This window comes from Paraburkholderia sp. RL17-373-BIF-A (assembly GCF_046030175.1).
Taxonomy (GTDB): Bacteria; Pseudomonadota; Gammaproteobacteria; order Burkholderiales; family Burkholderiaceae; genus Paraburkholderia.
The window spans coordinates 1-18,275 of the sequence record NZ_JARESO010000095.1 but is presented as its reverse complement, the minus strand read 5'-3'; the positions used below and the strand labels follow the sequence as shown (position 1 = coordinate 18,275).

12 protein-coding genes and 1 pseudogene are annotated in these 18,275 nt (G+C 61.8%); 10 read left to right on the top strand and 3 right to left on the bottom strand.

The features are described from left to right. The 4 genes and pseudogenes from P0D80_RS46005 to P0D80_RS45990 all read left to right on the top strand — a co-directional run. Window positions 1-1,077 (top strand): annotated as a pseudogene (locus P0D80_RS46005) (hypothetical protein); the annotation flags it as partial. 606 nt (window positions 1,078-1,683) lie between these two features. After that, the gene (locus tag P0D80_RS46000; RefSeq protein ID WP_408294402.1) at window positions 1,684-3,243 is read left to right on the top strand and encodes a ShlB/FhaC/HecB family hemolysin secretion/activation protein; all 1,560 of its coding nucleotides are present in this window, start codon (window positions 1,684-1,686) and stop codon (window positions 3,241-3,243) included. A gap of 141 nt (window positions 3,244-3,384) precedes the next feature. Then, window positions 3,385-5,241, top strand: coding sequence for a peptide transporter (locus tag P0D80_RS45995; protein ID WP_408294399.1), 1,857 nt, complete (start codon window positions 3,385-3,387; stop codon window positions 5,239-5,241). Window positions 5,242-5,248: 7 nt separating this feature from the next. Then, window positions 5,249-7,045 (top strand): methyltransferase domain-containing protein, encoded by a 1,797-nt coding sequence (locus P0D80_RS45990; protein WP_408294396.1) that lies wholly within the window; start codon window positions 5,249-5,251, stop codon window positions 7,043-7,045. Between the two features lie 119 nt (window positions 7,046-7,164). Here the strand turns inward: P0D80_RS45990 and P0D80_RS45985 are convergent, their stop codons facing one another. Continuing rightward, the gene (locus P0D80_RS45985; protein ID WP_132373093.1) at window positions 7,165-8,010 is read right to left on the bottom strand and encodes a MurR/RpiR family transcriptional regulator; all 846 of its coding nucleotides are present in this window, start codon (window positions 8,008-8,010) and stop codon (window positions 7,165-7,167) included. 289 nt (window positions 8,011-8,299) lie between these two features. Between P0D80_RS45985 and edd the strand changes: the two genes are divergently transcribed. The 4 genes from edd to P0D80_RS45965 all read left to right on the top strand — a co-directional run bounded on the left by edd (window position 8,300) and on the right by P0D80_RS45965 (window position 13,095). After that, window positions 8,300-10,204 carry a phosphogluconate dehydratase gene (edd, locus tag P0D80_RS45980; RefSeq protein ID WP_408294393.1) on the top strand — a complete coding sequence of 635 codons (1,905 nt, stop codon included), beginning with the start codon at window positions 8,300-8,302 and terminating at the stop codon, window positions 10,202-10,204. 25 nt (window positions 10,205-10,229) lie between these two features. Continuing rightward, the gene (eda, locus tag P0D80_RS45975; RefSeq protein WP_132373097.1) at window positions 10,230-10,871 is read left to right on the top strand and encodes a bifunctional 4-hydroxy-2-oxoglutarate aldolase/2-dehydro-3-deoxy-phosphogluconate aldolase; all 642 of its coding nucleotides are present in this window, start codon (window positions 10,230-10,232) and stop codon (window positions 10,869-10,871) included. 330 nt (window positions 10,872-11,201) lie between these two features. Next, a complete protein-coding gene (locus P0D80_RS45970; RefSeq protein ID WP_408294390.1) occupies window positions 11,202-12,587 on the top strand; it encodes a GntP family permease in 1,386 nt (461 codons plus the stop codon). 10 nt (window positions 12,588-12,597) lie between these two features. Further along, window positions 12,598-13,095, top strand: a complete 498-nt coding sequence (locus P0D80_RS45965) for a gluconokinase (RefSeq protein ID WP_132373101.1) — start codon at window positions 12,598-12,600, stop codon at window positions 13,093-13,095. 88 nt (window positions 13,096-13,183) lie between these two features. On the opposite strand, the gene purB is transcribed toward P0D80_RS45965, so the two are convergent. Next, window positions 13,184-14,572: an adenylosuccinate lyase gene (gene purB, locus P0D80_RS45960; protein ID WP_310813928.1), complete on the bottom strand. Its 1,389-nt coding sequence runs from the start codon at window positions 14,570-14,572 to the stop codon at window positions 13,184-13,186. 149 nt (window positions 14,573-14,721) lie between these two features. Further along, a complete protein-coding gene (locus P0D80_RS45955; RefSeq protein WP_408294385.1) occupies window positions 14,722-15,474 on the bottom strand; it encodes a glycosyltransferase family 2 protein in 753 nt (250 codons plus the stop codon). Window positions 15,475-15,711: 237 nt separating this feature from the next. Here P0D80_RS45955 and P0D80_RS45950 point away from each other — a divergent pair, with 237 nt between their 5' ends. After that, the gene (locus P0D80_RS45950; RefSeq protein ID WP_132373107.1) at window positions 15,712-16,668 is read left to right on the top strand and encodes a LysR family transcriptional regulator; all 957 of its coding nucleotides are present in this window, start codon (window positions 15,712-15,714) and stop codon (window positions 16,666-16,668) included. Between the two features lie 138 nt (window positions 16,669-16,806). Further along, entirely contained in the window at window positions 16,807-18,120 is a 1,314-nt protein-coding gene (locus P0D80_RS45945; protein WP_408181130.1) for a Glu/Leu/Phe/Val family dehydrogenase, read from the top strand. Window positions 18,121-18,275: the final 155 nt, after the last annotated feature.

The window sequence follows — 18,275 nt, the reverse complement described above, 5'->3', positions numbered from 1 at the left end:
TTCATCGATCCGAACGCGTCGATCAACACCACCGATAACGGCACCACGAATATTTCGGGTAACTCGACCAATGGCAGTGGCGTGATCAATGATGGCACGATCAACACCTCCGACAATGGCACGACCAATATCTCGGGCAATTCGGACAACGGTACGGGCACCGACAACAACGGAACGATCGACAACTCGGGTAATGGCACGACCAATATCTCGGGTGATTCGACCAACGGTACGGGTATCGACAACAATGGCACGATCAACACGTCGGACAACGGCACGACGATCATCGACGGTAACTCGACCAATGCCTCGGGTGTGATCGACAACGGCACGATCAACACCACGGACAACGGTACGACTGTGATCATCGACAACGGCAACATTGCCGGCGGCGATAGCAACGGTACGGCCAATGGCTCGACCAATACCACCGGCGGTGGCGATAGCAACGGTGCCGACAACGGCTCGGCCAACATCTCGGGTGGTGGCGACAGCAACGGTACGGACAACGGTTCGACCAACATCTCGAATGGCGGTCAAACGGGCGGTACCGACAACGGTTCGACCAACATCTCGGGCGGTGGCAGCGACGCCGCTGCGGGCGGCAGCGCCCACGGCGGCTCGGGTGGTGCGGCTGGGGCGGTGGTCGGCGCGGTCGGTGCAGGCGGTCTGGCTGCATTCATCTGGGCCGACATGGATGCGCACTGGTACCTCGATCAGGCGCAGCCGCTGACGGTGGGGGCAGGTGATGCCGCGTTCTGGGCTGACGCCGAAGTCGAGCACGTGAACGTCGACATGCTGATGCACTATGCCGATGTGCGTTTGCTCACGCACTCGGGGCCGGTGGACCGTCATCTGGTCTTGCGCGATGGCGCCGACGGCGTGAAGCATTTCACGTCCGAGGACAAGCAGTCGCAGATGAAGGCGGATCTGTCGGTCAATGCGCAGACGCATGAGTTCTTCTACACGGAGAGCGGCGTTAAGGATGGCAAGCCGTACGTCATCAACTCGCATGGCTGGTTGAAGCACGGCGTAGATCATGCGTTCCCGGTTCATGCCCCGGCAGCCGGCGTCTGATCCTGCGTCCGCACTACTGGCGCCCTGCGCCAGTAGTGCGACCAGCAGGACTGCGGGGTAATCGGTCACCTACAGCACGATCTACTCCCGCGCGTTTATCTAGCTGATTGAAAGGCGGTGCTCTACGCACCGCCTTTTTTTGTTCGGGCTAAGGATTGGTGCTTATTTGAGATTATTCTTAATCGAAAAATATAGGATTAATCCTATGCGAGAAAATTGAAGCGGATACGAATAACGCTCAGAAAAATATAAAAATCGCACTTTCAGACCGAATTTTAGGAATTGTCCCATCGCACTACGCCTGCACAAAAGGCAGTCACACGCCCTCAATCGGTATTGCCGGCCGAAACGCGGGGCGAAACGGCCCAAACACGCCATTGACTCTTAAAAACCGGGGCGCTTTTTTGGAATAGTCCTATTCGCTTCCGAACATCAAACTTTTACTCTTTCCAGTGTCGGCGGTACGAATCACTGGGATAAAAAATAAACCCACAAAGATCGTGTCGCCACCCTGTTTTAATCAAAGCAAGGATTGCTTCCATGTTGTGGCGTAGACATTCAGTAAATAGGCAGATCACTCAAGCAATGTGGGTCTTGCCGTTGTTGATGACCGGCGTAGCCCATGCCGAGCCCGTCGCCGATACGAGCGCGGTGGTGACGGCGCAAAAAGCCATCGTCGATTTCAAGCTTCTCCCCGCAGGTGGCCAGGACGAAGCAGCGGTGATCCAGTTGCTGCGCACTCAAGCACAGCAACTGGGCGCCGCGCCCCACTCGCTCGACGAAGTCAACCGCTGGTCGGTTCGACTGACGGATGCGTTGCGTCAAGGCGGATTCCCGATTGGCCAGGTGCTGATGACCGAGTCGGACTGGCATGCGCTGCAACAAGGTGGCCAGCCGATGTTCTCCGTCTTTCCCGGCCGCATCAGCGAGATCGAAATCCATAACAAATCGCGCGTCGCGGATTCCCGTCTGCGCAAGCTGATCACACACGCACTGTGCGGCAGCGATACGCTCGCCAGCGCGTGCTACCTGAAGACCTCGCGCCTCGAACGCTCGACGCAGCTTCTGCAAGACGTGCCGGGCGTCGCACTCGACAATGCGCCGCAATTCGGACCCGGCGCGGGCACAGGCGACGTAAAGGTCGTGTATGGCATCGCGCAGAAGGGCAAACCTCTCGCGGCCAATCTGATCTTCGACAACCAGGGTGTGCCGACGACGGGCACGTACCGCATGGGCGGCACCGTCTCCGGAAACAACTTTTTTGGCGCGGGCGAAAGCTACGCATTCACGCTGCTCGCCACCGACAAAAAGATGTGGACCGGCGAACTGGATGGCAGCGTGCCGATCCTGAATGACGGATTACGTCTGACCGGTGGTATCAGCCGCCAGCAATACACGACGAACACCATTACGCCGATGGCCGGTGTGGCCACCACGGCCTCCGCGGGCGTACTGTATCCGTTCACCCGCGGACTCGATGCCAATGTCTGGGGTGGTGTCTCGCTGCTGCACAGCCAGACCTCGACGGACATGAAAGAGTACGACACCTCGACGCACAGCAAGCTCGACTCGATTCGCTTCTCCGTGCAGGCCGACAACGGCGACCGCGCCCAGCAACTGCGTACGAACATCCTGACCGGTCAAGGCGCGATCACCCTCGGCCATCAGAGCAACGACTTTCCATACGGAGACTCGGTCGCCAACCCCGCCGGCAACTACGCGAAGTTCACGGGCAGCAGTTTCGGCACTTACGCCCTGACTCGCAGCGGCAATCTGTTCCTGTCGGGTCGCATTAACGGGCAGATGACAAACCGCAACCTCGACCCGAGTGAAAAGCTGGCGGCAGGCGGCCCCAATGCGGTGCGCTCGTACCGCTCCGATGAAATCTCGTTTGACGACGGCGTCGTCATCAACGCGGGCCTGTACCAGCGTTTCCCCGTCGCGACAGGTCACCAGATCCAACTCGGCGTGTTTTCGGATTTCGCCATCGGCCGTGTCAACCACACACCTTGGGCAGGCTGGGAACAAAGCTATCCGGGCGTATCGGACGTCACCAACACGCGCACGCTCGCCGGCTACGGCGCCAGTGTCGACTGGCTCACGCCGATCGGCGCGACGGTCTCGGCGTCGGTATCGAAACCCTTTGGCTTCTCGTCGGCTTCCTAGGTTGAGCCCGGCAAAAAGCCGCTGCAGTACTGGCTGTCGGTCACCTGGAATCACTAACACGCATTGCATGAGACGGGGCCGCCGCGGTCCCGCCCATCACTCGCTCACGCTTTAACGATATTCAATCATCCGGAGAACATCATGAAATTCAGCATCAACAAGTTCGAACACCTCTGCTATCGCCGTGAACATGAGAAGGCGGGCCGCATGCTGCTGGAGTTGCTCAACAAGATCGATCAAAACTATGGCGTATTGATGGACGTCGATACGTGGGCCCAGTCGGGCGAAGCGCACAACATCATGGACGAACACCTGCTCGCACGAATCACGTCTGCGATCACCGCACTGGCCACGGATCCGAAATTTACGATCTCGGACGTCGGGATCGGGCGTCTCATGCTGTTCCAGCGCTGGCTTGCCGCCATGTTTTCGGCAAGCCCATTCCGCAATGCGGACCACATTCTGCGTTCACTGGGCGTAGACGAAGAAGCGCGCAATGCCATTGAGCTTCGCAACAACGAATTCCGCAAGTTTCAGTTGTTCTATCTTCCGGAATCTGAGGTTCGCGTCGACTGGGACGTTCTGTGGAAATCCAACAAGGTGATGGCCGCAAGCATGGCGACGACGATCATGTCTTCGCGCTTCCTCGGCACGCCGTCCGCGCATCAGAAGCGCGAGATGTTGCTGCGCTGGTTGCCTGAGCGGCTTGCGGAAATCGAAAACATCGACGCGCTGCCGATGGGTGTCCTGCACGACATGTACATGCACTGCAGTTACGCAGACCTGCCGGGCAAGCACGACATCAAGAAGCCGATCAACACGCTGATCCGTCGCAAACTCGCGAGCCTCGACATCCACGACGTACAGCGTGCGGCCGCGCCGGCTGTCGCCGGTGAGAAGCCGGTGGTGATCGTGGTGCTGGAATGGTTCTCGAAGAACCACTCGATCTACCGCACGCACTCGCAAACGATGGTCGCGATGCGCGACAAGTTCCACCTCGTCGGTATGGGCTACAACGGCCGCGTCGACGATGCGGGCAAGGCTGTCTTCCATGAGTTCATTCCGCTCGAAGGCGCAAACCTGTGGGAAACCGCCCGGCAAGTCCGCGATACCAGCGAAGCACGCCAGGCACAGATGATGTACATGCCGAGCGTGGGCATGTTCCCGATCACGATGGTGCTCGCCTGCCTGCGCGTCGCCCCGCTGCAATTGATGGCGCTGGGTCACCCCGCCACGACGCACGGCCATGCAATGGACTATGTGGTGGTCGAAGAGGATTACGTCGGCGACGAGGCCTGCTTCAGCGAGAAGCTGTTGAAGCTGCCGTCGGACGGTATGCCGTATCGCGCCCCCGCCGCGCTGCTCGAGTTGAATCTGCCAGAGAAAGCACCCTCGGACGGCGTCGTGAAGATCGCCATCGCCGGTACGACGATCAAGCAAAACCCGGGCTTCCTCAATACGTGCGCCCAGATTGCGCGCGAATCGAAAGTGCCGGTGAAGTTCCATTTCCTGATGGGCCAGGCGAACGGACTGATCTATCCGCAAGTGCGCAATCTCATTCGCCGTCTGATGGGCGATGCGGCTGTCGTGCACAAGCATCAGAACTATGCAGGTTATATGAAGGTGATCGCGGGTTGCGATCTGTTCCTGAATCCGTTCCCGTTCGGCAATACGAATGGCATCGTCGATACGGTGTGGGCAGGTCTCGTCGGCGTGTGCAAGACCGGCCGCGAAGTGCATGAGCATATCGACGAAGGCATGTTCCGCCGTCTCGGCTTCCCCGAGTGGATGGTCACGAAGACCAACGAAGAGTACAAGGCAGCGGCACTGCGTCTGATCGAAAACGCTGCAGAGCGTAACGAACTCTCGGCGAAGCTGGCGGGTCCTCAGGCTATCGAAAAGCTGATCTTCGCGGGCCGTCCGGAAATCCTCGGCGAGCGCATGCAGGCACTGTGGCAAGAACAGATCGACGTAGCAACGCCGGCAGCGGCTGCATGAGGCGAATATGAACGAAACGAGCAAATCGGCACTGCGCCGCTCGCACGATCCGGCCTTCATACAACACTACTTCGTGGGCGAAGGCCTCGACATCGGCGCCGGGAAGGATCCGCTGGCAGCGCATACGCATCTCTTTCCACGGGCCCGCCGTATCCAGTCGTGGGGCGAGCAGCAAGGCGACGTGGTGCAGATGAAGGGCGCACACGACGGGTCATTCGACTTCGTGCATGCCAGCCACGTCCTTGCCGAAGTCACCAATCCGGGCAAGGCGCTGGCAAGGTGGCTGGATCTGTTGAAGCCCGGTGGCTACGCGGTCCTGACTCTCCCCGACGAGGACCTGTACGGAAAGGGTGCTTGGCCGAACCGCTTCAACAAGCGGCACAAGGCGAGCTTCACGATCTGCAAGCCCGAAAAGCAGTCGGCGCAATCGTTCAACATTGTGGACCTGGTAAATACACTGTCCCACGTCGCATCTTGCGAACGTGTAAGTCTCGTGCGCGATCACTACGATGAAGCGCGCAACGACGCCGATCAGACCGCACGCGGTCTCGCGGAATGCGCGATCGAAGTCGTGTTGCGCAAGCGTGCCGTGCCGACGGCGCAGAACATGCTCGACGCCATCGTGAAGGCGCGTAGCGCGGAGGCGAGCATCGACGCTGGCCGACGCGCGGTGAAGACTTATCCGTACCGGTTTATGGTCTACCATCGGTCAATGATGGAGTGGCTCCGCTGGGACCGGGAGGATGAGGTCGATCGTATTTTGGAACAATGTGTCGTGCGTCTGCCCAATGAGCATCTGCCGCGTTTATATCGCGCGTTGCATGCAATTTCGCGCGGTAAGCTACACCACGGCTTCCGGTTGCGCGAAGCGGCGATGGTGCCGTTCGGCTGGCAACGCCGCACCACAGCACAACCGCCTGCCACGTTCCCCGAGTGGAAGGGCGAATCGCTCGAAGGCAAGTCGATCGTAATCTGGAGTGAGTTCGGACTCGGCGACGAGATCTTCTTCTTGCGTTTCGCTCGCATGCTGCGCGAGCGCTGCGGCGCCGCGCGCGTGACAGTGATGTGCCAGACGCCGCTCGTGTCGCTTTTCGAAGTCTCCCGCGAAGCCGACGCCGTCATCGACGTGAAACATGCCGCACAGCTGCCGGCGCACGATTGCTGGGTGTTCCCGCATGCCATTCCTGCGCATCTGCCGTTGGAACTAGACGCACTACCCGTATCGGTGCCCTTCCTGCGCGCGCCGTCCGACGAGGCGCCTGCTTTACTGCGGACCGAGTCGCATGCGCTGAAGGTCGGCGTGGTATTCAAAGGTGCGCCGACACACGAAAACGACCACGCGCGCTCACTGCCGTCATTGTCCGTGCTCGACGAACTGTTCCAGCTCGAAGGCGTCGAGTTCTTCAGTCTGCAAAAAGGCGCGGGTGCCGACGAGGCCGCGCAGTACGCGCAACGATTGTCGAACTTTCATGATCTGGGCGCCGACATTCGCAGCATGGACGAGACTGCCAGTGCCATCGCGGCACTGGATCTTGTGCTGACGGTCGATACGTCGGTTGCGCACGTCGCGGGCGCGATGGGCAAGCCAACGTGGCTGATGTTGCCTTCGTACGGCGACTGGCGTTGGCACTACACGCGGGAAGACAGCCCTTGGTATCCAACGATGCGCCTCTTTCGCCGGCGCTTCGACGGCAACTGGCCCGAAGTCGTCGCGCGCATTCGCGGCCATCTGCTGACGCTGATCGCATCGAACCTGGACAGCGCAGGCTCGTCAGCCCTTCCTGCACCTGCGATTTCCAGGTGACCGTGCGGCGGTTGCGTCCCTCTCAGGTGACCGAGTGAAGCGCGCTGTCGGCGTGCGCGAAGACTCTGGTGCAAATAGGTGGATGGGTCGAAAGTTTCGTATAGATCTGGATAAGCTCTTCAACCTTCGCCGTCGATCCTCAACCGGCCGATCACCCCTTTCGCCTGTCCAACCCGCTCGACCAACTCAGGCCCGCGCTTGAGCGCGACGCCGACCGCCAGAATGTCGCCGATCGCCAGATGCGACATGCGCGACGTCATCGGCGAAAACACGTCGTTTTCCTCGACCACGTTCGAGAACAGGCAGATCGACGCGACGCGCGCAAGCGGCGAACTGCCATGCGTGATCGCGATCACCTTCGCGCCGCGAGCGAGCGCTGAGCGCGCCGCCTCGATGATGTCGCGGGTTCGGCCGGTATTCGACACCGTGACCACGACATCGCCGGGGCCGAGCAACGCCGCCGACATCGAGTAAGTATGCGGATCGGAGTACGCGACGCTCGGCATGCCGAGCCGGAAAAACTTGTGCTGGATATCCTGCGCGGCAATGCCTGAGCCGCCCGCTCCATAGAACTCGATGCGCGCCGCGTTCGCCAGCAGATCGACAGCCGCTTCGATGCTATCCGGCGACAGGCTGTTACGCACCTCGATCAGCGTGCCAATGGTCCGGTCGAATACTTTGGCGATCAGTCCGGGCGCGCCCTCATCCGGCCGCACATCCCGATAGACGGTCGGCACGCCCGACGCAATCCCTTGCGCGAGCCGGATCTTGAACTCACGAAACCCCGAAAACCCGAGCGCATGACAGAACCGCGCGATGGTCGGCTGGCTCACGCCCGCGCGGGCGGCCACTTCCGTCATCGACAGATCGAGCACTTCGCGCGGCGCCTCGATCACGTAGTCGGCGAGTTTGCGCTCGGACGGCCGCAACTGCTCGCGCATCTCTTCCACCTGAGACAGCATCATTGGAAAACTCGCACTATGCTGAAGAATGCGTGGACTATAGCTGATTGCTGAGAAGGTACAAAAACTACATTTATGCCTGTAGGTGTAATCCCTAGGTTTTAGGCGTGAGGCACGAAAGCTAAGCCGGTTGGGCGTTTCAGGCAATCAAAACATGCCGCAGCGCAGCACCAGAGAACATTGCGATCATGTAGTTTTTCTACTAAGATGGCGTCGTCAACTGATTCGACATCCCCGCGATACCTACCTGGCATAGTGCGCGCACGCTCACGCCAGCGACGAAGGAGCTCCGATGGTTTCCCCGCATTCGCAACTGTTGAAGGTCACGCAACGCGTGGTCGAGCGCAGCAAACCCACTCGTGAGGCGTATCTCGCCCGCATCCACCATGCGCAGGGCAAGTTTCCGGCGCGCGGCGCGCTCTCCTGCGCCAATCTCGCGCACGGTTTCGCGGGCCTCGAAGGCAACGACAAACTCGTCATCAAGCAGATTCGCGAGCCGAACATCGGCATCGTGTCCTCGTACAACGAGATGCTGTCGGCCCACGCGCCGTACAAAAACTACCCCGACATCATCAAGCAGGCTGCGCGTGAAAACGGCGGCGTCGCGCAATTCGCGGGCGGCGTGCCGGCCATGTGCGACGGCGTCACGCAAGGCAATGCCGGCATGGAACTGTCGCTGTTCTCGCGCGAAGTCATTGCGATGAGCACGGCGGTCGCGCTCACGCACAACATGTTCGACGCGGCACTGTGCCTCGGCATTTGCGACAAGATCGTGCCGGGCCTGTTGATCGGCGCGCTGCAATTCGGCCATATCCCGACCATCTTCGTGCCGGCCGGCCCGATGGGCAGCGGCCTGTCCAACGACGACAAAGCCAAGACGCGCCAGCTCTTCGCCACCGGCCAGTGCGACCGCGGCGCGCTGCTCGAAGCGGAAGCCGCCGCGTATCACAGCCACGGCACCTGCACGTTCTACGGCACCGCGAACAGCAACCAGATGCTGATGGAAGTGATGGGTTTGCATCTGCCCAGTTCGGCTTTTGTGCATCCGCATACGCCGCTGCGCGACGCGCTGACGGCGCAGGCCGCGCGCCGCGTGCTCGATCTGACGGTCGAGCGCGGCAACTACATGCCGATCGGCCATGTGGTCGACGAGAAAGCGATCGTCAACGGCATCGTCGCGTTGCTGGCGACGGGCGGCTCGACCAACCACACGCTGCATCTGGTCGCGATTGCACGCGCGGCGGGCATCGTGATCGATTGGGACGACTTCGACACGCTGTCGCAAGCGGTGCCTCTGCTCGCGAAGATTTACCCGAACGGCAAGGCCGACGTGAACCACTTCCACGCGGCAGGCGGCGTCGCGTTCCTGGTGCGCAATCTGCTGGAAGGCGGCCTGCTGCACGAAGACGTCAACACCGTCGCGGGCAAGGGCCTGAAGCACTACACGGAAGAGCCCAAGCTGATCGACGGCAAGCTGCAATGGGTGCCGGGCGCGCAAGCGAGCGAAGACACGGCGGTGTTGCGCGGCATCAAGGAACCGTTCCAGCCGGACGGCGGTTTGCGCCTGATGCAGGGCAAGCTCGGCCGCGGCGTCATCAAGATTTCCGCGGTCGCGGCGCAGCATCGCAAGGTCAAGGCGCCGGCGATCGTGTTCGATTCGCAGGAAGCCGTGCAGGAAGCGTTCGACAAGCACGAACTGAAGCGCGACTTCATCGCCGTGGTGCGCTTCCAGGGCGCGCGGGCAAACGGCATGCCTGAACTGCATCGTTTGACGCCGCTGCTCGGTGTGTTGCAGGATCAAGGTTTCCATGTTGCATTGGTCACGGATGGCCGCATGTCCGGCGCGTCGGGCAAAGTGCCGGCGGTGATTCACCTGTCGCCGGAAGCGTTGCTGCAAGGGCCGATCGGCAAGGTGCGCACGGGCGACATGCTGGTGATCGACGCCGAAGCCGGTGTGCTCGACATCGAGATCGACGCGGCCGAATGGGCGGCGCGGCCGAACGCCGTGCCGCAGCATCAGGCCGAAAACGAAGTCGGTTTCGGCCGCGAACTGTTCGGGGTATTCCGCGCGGCGGCGGCGCCGGCGGAGCAGGGTGCGTCGGTATTCGGCGCGATGGTGGGCGAGCGTCCGGCGCATCACGGCGAAGCAGCCAAAGCTCATACCGCAAAACACACAAGCACCACTCACGCCAGCTGAGTGCTGCAGAACAAGGAGTCTGACTATGACCTCGAAAACAGTAAGCGATATCGTGCGCCTCGGCCCGGTGATTCCGGTGCTCGCGTTCGACTCGGTCGAACAGGGTGTACACGTGTCTCGCGCGCTGCACGCGGGCGGCGTGAAGGTGCTGGAAATCACCTTGCGCACTGCAGCAGGCCTCGAAGCGATCGAACGCGCGAGCCAGTTGGCCGAAGATATCGTGGTCGGTGTCGGCACGATTACGAAGCCCGAGCATTGCGCTCAGGCCAAGAAGGCGGGCGCGCAGTTCGGCGTCTCTCCTGGCCTCACGAGAGACATGCACAAGGCCGCGCAGGATGCGGGCTTGCCGCTGTTGCCGGGCGTGATGACGCCGTCGGACATCATCGCGGCGCTGGAACTCGGCTACGAAATCGTGAAGTTTTTCCCGGCGCAGCAAGCCGGTGGCGTGCCGATGCTGCAAGCTTTTCACGGTCCGTTCCCGAATCTGAAGTTCTGCCCGACCGGCGGTATCACGGCGGAAACGGCGACGCATTTCCTGTCGCTGCCGAACGTGGTTTGCGTGGGCGGCTCGTGGCTCACGCCGAAAGCCGCGCTCGCCGCGCAAAACTGGGACGAGGTCACGCGCCTCGCGCGGGCCGCGAGCCAGTTGGCCGCGCCGGCCCATTGAGTTGAAGCGGTCCGCACGCTAAGCGTTATCAAGGTCCCGCGCAAAGGAGCCTCGTCGATACAGCCGCTCAGGCTGTCCTGGCGAGGCTCTTTTGCGATATGCGCGCGGAATTGGCGCACGTTTACAGACAACAAACAGTAAAATTCAGCGTCCGCGCGGTCAGCCCGGTTTCAAGGCGCCGCACAGGTCGCCGTGAGACGAAGTGCTGCCGTGTCCGCACGCACAAGAAAACGCCGGTCCGCCCGAAGTTTTCTTGTGACCCCCTCAGGGGGCTGGCGCGCAGCACCAGGTCGGATGCACTCAAATCAATAACGCAAAAGGAGGAGCTTCATGGAAGCTGTCCACGGCAGCACGCTGCTGGTCTTCGCGGTGATCGCCATCGCATTGCTGATCCTGCTGATCACGCGCTACAAGGTTTATCCGTTCCTCGTCCTGATCATCGTGTCGCTGCTGCTGGGTCTTGCATCCGGCATGCCGATGGCCACCATCGTCAAATCGTTCGAAACGGGTAACGGCAATACGCTCGGACACATAGCGGTCGTGGTGGGTCTGGGCACGATGCTCGGCAAGATGATGGCCGAATCGGGCGGCGCCGAGCGTGTCGCCACCACGTTGATCAACTTCTTTGGCGAGAAGAACATCCACTGGGCGATGATGATCGTGGCGATCATCGTCGGCTTGCCGGTGTTCTTCGAAGTCGGTTTCGTACTGCTGATTCCGATCGCCTTCAACGTCGCGAAGCGCACCAACAAGTCGCTGCTGCTGGTCGGCTTGCCGATGGTCGCGGGCCTGTCCGTCGTGCACGGGCTGCTTCCGCCGCATCCGGCCGCGATGCTCGCGGTGCAGGCGTATCACGCGGATATCGGCAGGACCATCGCCTATGGGCTGATCGTCGGCGTGCCGACCGCGATCGTCGCGGGTCCGCTGTTCGCGTTGCTGATTAGCCGCTATATCAAGCTGCCAAAAGACAACGCGCTCGCGGCGCAATTTCTCGGTCACGATGACGAAGCCAAAAACGGCGCGCAAAACGCCGCGCCCAAGCGCGAACTGCCGAGCTTCGGCATCACGCTGCTCACGATCCTGCTGCCGGTGATCCTGATGCTGGTGGGAAGCTGGGCCGATCTCTTCACCACGCCGAAAACCTTGCCGAACGACCTGCTGCACTTCGTCGGCAATTCGGACGTCGCGTTGCTGATCGCGGTGCTGGTCAGCTTCTGGACCTTCGGTGCGAGCCGCGGTTTCAATCGCGAGCAGATCCAGAAATTCTGCGGCGACTGTCTCGCGCCGATCGCGGGCATCACGCTGATCGTCGGCGCGGGCGGCGGTTTTGGACGCGTGCTGATGGATAGCGGTATTTCGAAGGAAATCGTCAATGTGGCGACCGCCATGCATCTGTCGCCGCTGTTGTTCGGCTGGCTGGTGGCCGCATTGATTCGTCTGGCCACGGGTTCGGCGACGGTCGCAATGACCACGGCGTGCGGCATCGTCGCACCGATCGCTTCGGCTAGCGGCGTGCATGTCGAGCCGGAACTGCTGGTGCTCGCCACCGGCTCGGGCTCGCTGATCTTTTCGCACGTGAACGACGGCGGTTTCTGGCTGATCAAGGAATACTTCGGTATGACAGTGGGGCAGACCTTCAAGACATGGTCGCTCCTCGAAACCATCATTTCACTGATGGGCTTGGGTTTGACCTTCGCGCTCGCGACGGTCGTGTAAGGAGTTTTTGATGATTCTGATCGCAATGGGCGTGTCGGGCGCCGGCAAGACGAGAATTGGCGAAATGCTGGCGGAACGCCTGCATTGCGCGTTCACCGACGGCGACGCGTTTCACAGCGCCGCCAACAAGGAGAAGATGCACCACGGCATTCCGCTCACCGACGAAGACCGTTGGCCGTGGCTGCAAACCATCCGCGTGGCGATCGTCGAGAAGCAGAAGGCGGGCGAGACGGCGGTATTCACGTGCTCATCGCTGAAACGCTCGTATCGCGACGTCTTGCGCGACGGCGACCGGGACGTCTGCTTCGTGTATCTGAAGGGCTCGCGTGAAGTGCTGGAGCAGCGTCTGACCACGCGCACCGGCCATTTCTTCGATCCGTCGCTGCTGCAAAGCCAGCTCGATACGCTCGAAGAACCGGGCCCGGACGAAGCGATCACGGTGAGCATCGAACTGTCGCCGGAAGAGATCGTCGTCGAAGTGCTGAGGCAGGTGGAAGCGCGTCAGTGAGTGTGCTTAGTCGCTGCAAATAAAAAACCGCTCCGAGGAGCGGTTTTTTTACGCCTCGGGCTACGAGGCGATGTACGACTCAAGCCGGTTAGGCGATCCGCTTCGCCAGTTCGACTGCCTTGCCGATGTACGAGGCCGGCGTCATCGCCAGCAAACGGTCTTTCGCGTCCTGCGGAATCGCCAACCCGTTGACGAACGTTTGCAGCGCTTCCCGCGTGATGCCCTTGCCGCGCGTCAATTCCTTCAACTGCTCGTACGGATTCTCGATGCCGTAACGGCGCATCACCGTTTGCACCGGCTCGGCCAGCACTTCCCAGCAGTTGTCGAGGTCTTCGTTCAGACGCTGTGCATTCACTTCGAGCTTGTCCAGACCGCGGATCAGCGAGTCGTAGGCGAGCAGCGAGTAACCGAACGCGACGCCGATATTGCGCAGCACCGTCGAATCGGTCAGGTCGCGCTGCCAGCGCGAGACCGGCAGCTTGTCGGCGAGATGGCGCAGCGTGGCGTTCGCGAGGCCGAGGTTGCCTTCTGAGTTTTCGAAGTCGATCGGGTTGACCTTGTGCGGCATGGTCGACGAACCGATTTCGCCGGCCTTGGTGCGCTGCTTGAAGTAGCCGACCGAGATGTAGCCCCACACGTCGCGGTCCAGATCCAGCAGGATCGTGTTGGCGCGCGACACCGCGTCGAACAGTTCGGCCATGTAGTCGTGCGGCTCGATCTGGATCGTGTACGGATTGAACGTCAGCTTCAGACGCTGTTCGACCACTTCGCGCGAGAACGCTTCCCAGTCGAACTCCGGATACGCGGACAGGTGCGCGTTGAAGTTGCCGACCGCGCCGTTCATCTTGCCGAGCAGTTCGACCTTGGCGATACGGTCGATCGCGCGTTCCAAACGGGCCGCGACGTTGGCGAGTTCCTTGCCGAGTGTGGTCGGGCTGGCCGGCTGGCCGTGCGTGCGCGACAGCATCGGCTGTTCGGCGTGCGCGTGAGCCAGGGCGACGAGGCGCTGATGCACCGAGCGCAGCGCTGGCAGGATCACGTGTTCACGGGCACCCGCCAGCATCAGGCCGTGCGACGTGTTATTGATGTCTTCCGACGTGCAGGCGAAGTGGATGAACTCGCTCGCGCGTTCCAGTTCCGCCTGACCCTTCACCGATTCCTTCAGCCAGTACTCGACCGCCTTCACGTCGTGATTCGTCACACGTTCGATTTCCTTGATGCGCGCGGCGTCGTGCGCGGTGAAGCGCTCGGCCAGTTGCAGCAGGAATTGTTCGGACGCCTCGGAAAAGCGCGGCACTTCGGCGAAACCGGCGCGCGACAAGGCGATCAACCAGTGGATTTCGACCGTTACGCGATTGCGCATGAAAGCGGCTTCCGAAAGCCAGTCGCGCAGGGCTTCGGTTTTCGAGGCGTAGCGGCCGTCGAGCGGGGAGAGCGCGTTCAGCGCGAACAGGGTGTCGGGGCGAGTGTCGGACATGATGGGGGCCGGGTGAGGGCAAAACGCAAGGGTGAAAACGCGGGGGAAACTGCCGGAACCGCGAATTTTACCACCGGACGCCGCTTGCCCCGATTTCGCCGCGACGCGTACGGCGCCCGTGCGGCGCTCGCATGGCGGCTGTGTGGCGGCTAGTCCGGATAGCCTTCGTAGCCGGGAAACAGGGTGGGCAGCGTGAAGGCCGGCATCGAGTAGCGCGAGAAGCAGCGTGAGGTGGACGCGGGATGGACCAGATGCAGGCAACTGGCTCGAGGATCGTCCACGGCGATCACGTTGCGGCCTGCCTCGACCACGCGCCGGATGAAGCTCTCGTCGTCGCACAGGTCGATATCGTCAAAGGCCGAGACCGCGGCAAGCGCTTTGTCGTACACGTACGAGAAACCATAGAACAGGATGAAATCTGCGCCGATCTGCATTTTCTCGTGGAACTCGATGTGGCTGACCGAACGCCCGCTCAGTTCGTAGTGCAGGCCCACCTTGGCGTTCAGGTCCATGTAGCCGAAGAACTGCGTGTGCGGCGCGTACATGAAGAAGCCCGACAGTTTGATGAGATCCGCGCGGTTCTCCTGCATCGTCCTGACCATGTGGGCGAGGTAATGCGGCGCGTAGTGGTCGTCGTCGTCGAAATGGGCGATCACCGAGCCGCGCGATTCGGCGATCAACGCGTTGCGCTTCGCGCCGATCGACATGCGCGCGGCGGAATGAAAGTAGCGAACGCGTACGTCCTGCGACGCCAGCGCTTGCAAATACGCGCTCGGCTCGGGGCTGTCATCGAGGATCAGCCATTCCCAGCCGATCTGCTGGCGAAGCACGCAGCGGGCGATGGCCGGCAGCAAACGCTCGCGATTGGCCGTCGGGGTGATGATGGAGACGAGTGGGGACATGGCGGGTTTTCGCGCCCTGAAAGGCGCGTTGTCGACGAAGCTTGGTGGAGGACGCGGCGCACTGGCCGCGGCGGCGTGAGCGCAGCAAGATAGCGGCTTGCCGCCGGCCCGCCCATCGGCGCAATCCGATTTCGCTTTGGCGGGCCATCACGCGTTCGTGCGCACACTCGTCACAGCCCGGCTCTCGACACCCACTAGAATGCTGACTTCCTCTCTCCCGTCGGCAGCAGGCCCCGCATGGAACTGAAATGGCTCGAAGACTTCGTTTCGCTAGCGGAAACGCGTAGCTTCAGCCGCTCGGCTGAATTGCGACACGTCACGCAGCCGGCGTTCTCCCGGCGGATTCAGGCGCTCGAAGCCTGGCTCGGCACGGAACTGATCGATCGCTCGGTCTATCCGACGCGGCTCACGGCGGCCGGCCAGGTATTCAACGAGCAGGCGCTCGCCATGCTCTCGCAGTTCCACGAAGCCCGTGCGCTGCTGCGCGGCCATACGGCGACGCCGCAGGCGACCATCGAGTTCGCCGTGCCGCATACGCTGTCGCTGACTTACTTCCCACGCTGGCTGCAGCGGATCGAAGCCCATCTGGGCCCGATCCACACACGCCTGCGGGCGCTGAACGTGCACGACGCGGCGTTGTCGCTGGTGGAAGGCGGCTGCGATCTGATGATGGGCTATCACCATCCCAGCCATCCGGTCGCGCTCGATCCGGGCCGCTACGACATGCTGACGCTCGGCAATGAGCCGATCAGTCCGTTCTCGGCGCCGGGCCGCGCCGGCCGGCCGCGTCACACCTTGCCGGGCACGGCCGAGGCACCCACGCCTTACCTGTCCTACACGCCGAACGCCTATCTGGGACGCATGACCGAAGTGATCCTCGCCAACGCGCCGGAGCGCCTGTACCTCGACCGGCTCTACGAAACCGACATGGCCGAGGGACTCAAGGCGATGGCGCTGGCTGGGCACGGCATCGCTTTCCTGCCGCACAGCGCGGTGGAAGACGCGGTCGCCGACGGCAAGCTGATCCGCCTCGACCGCGCCACGCGTGGCACGCCGGAAGGACAGCTCACACTGACCATGGAGATTCGTCTGTATCGCGACAAGCTCGCGGCGAAGAGCGACGATGCGCGACAGATACTCGTGCGTCAGTTGTGGGAGGTGGTGTCCGAGGAACTGGCCCAAGGCACGGCCTGAAATCCTGCTTCCCTACGACGCGAATTTGCGGCTTCTCGATGGTTATGCAAAAAAAACATAATCGGATAAGGAAACGGCATTGGATTTCAAAACGGCGTTTTTCCACAATGCTGTTACTCGATCAACGCCGGAGCGTTCATGTCATCCCAGCAACAAGCAGCACAATCCGCATTAACGTTGCAGTCGGTTCCTTCCTACCTGAATAAAGACGATCTCGGCCCGTGGGGCAACTACCTGCGTCAGGTCGATCGCGTCGCGCCGTACCTCGGCTCACTGTCCCGCTGGCTCGAAACCCTGAAGCGCCCGAAGCGCATTCTGGTCGTCGACGTGCCTATCGAACTCGATAACGGCACGGTCGCGCACTTCGAAGGCTATCGCGTGCAGCACAACGTGTCGCGCGGTCCGGGCAAGGGCGGTGTGCGTTACCACCAGGACGTGACGTTGTCGGAAGTGATGGCCTTGTCGGCGTGGATGTCGGTGAAGAACGCTGCGGTGAACGTGCCGTACGGCGGCGCGAAGGGCGGCATCCGTGTCGACCCGCGCACCTTGTCGCGTGGCGAGCTGGAGCGCGTGACGCGCCGCTACACCAGCGAAATCGGCATCATCATCGGACCGAATACCGACATTCCCGCGCCGGACGTGAACACGAACGAGCAGATCATGGCGTGGATGATGGACACGTACTCGATGAACCAGGGCCAAACGGCCACCGGCGTCGTGACGGGCAAGCCGATCACGCTGGGCGGTTCGCTCGGCCGTCGCGAAGCGACGGGCCGTGGCGTGTTCGTGGTGGCCTCCGAAGCCGCGCGCCGTATCGGCGTCGACATTGAAGGCGCACGCATCGCGGTTCAAGGCTTCGGTAACGTGGGCGGCATCGCGGCGCGTCTGTTCCAGGAAGCGGGTTCGAAGCTGGTGGCGGTGCAGGATCACACCGGCTCGCTGTACAAGTCGACGGGTATCGACGCCGTCGCACTGCTCGAACACGTGGCCAAGACGGGCGGCGTGGGTGGTTTCCCTGAGGCGGACGCGGTCACGAACGAAGAATTCTGGACCGTCGAATCGGACATCCTGATTCCGGCGGCGCTGGAAAACCAGATTACCGAAAAGAACGCCGGCAAGATCAAGACGAAGATCGTCGTGGAAGGCGCGAACGGCCCGACCACCACGGCGGCGGACGACATCCTGCACGATCGCGGCATCCTCGTGATTCCGGACGTGGTGGCGAATGCCGGCGGGGTGACCGTGTCGTACTTCGAATGGGTGCAGGACTTCTCGAGCTTCTTCTGGACGGAAGACGAGATCAACCAGCGCCTCGAGCGTGTGATGCGTGAAGCATTTGCCGCGGTGTGGCAGGTGTCGAGCGAGCAGAAGGTGTCCGTGCGGACCGCGGCGTTTATCGTCGCGTGTAAGCGGATCCTGGAAGCGCGCGAACTGCGCGGCCTGTATCCCTGATCTTTCCGCGTCTTTCCGTTTCAAACGGCGGTTTCGCTATCCCGCGGATCCGCCGCCAATCCTTGCTTCAACGCGGTCCACAAGACGGCGTGTTCGACCCGGGGGGGGGGGGGGGGGGGGGGGGGGGGGGGGGGGCGGGGGGGGGGGGGGGGGGT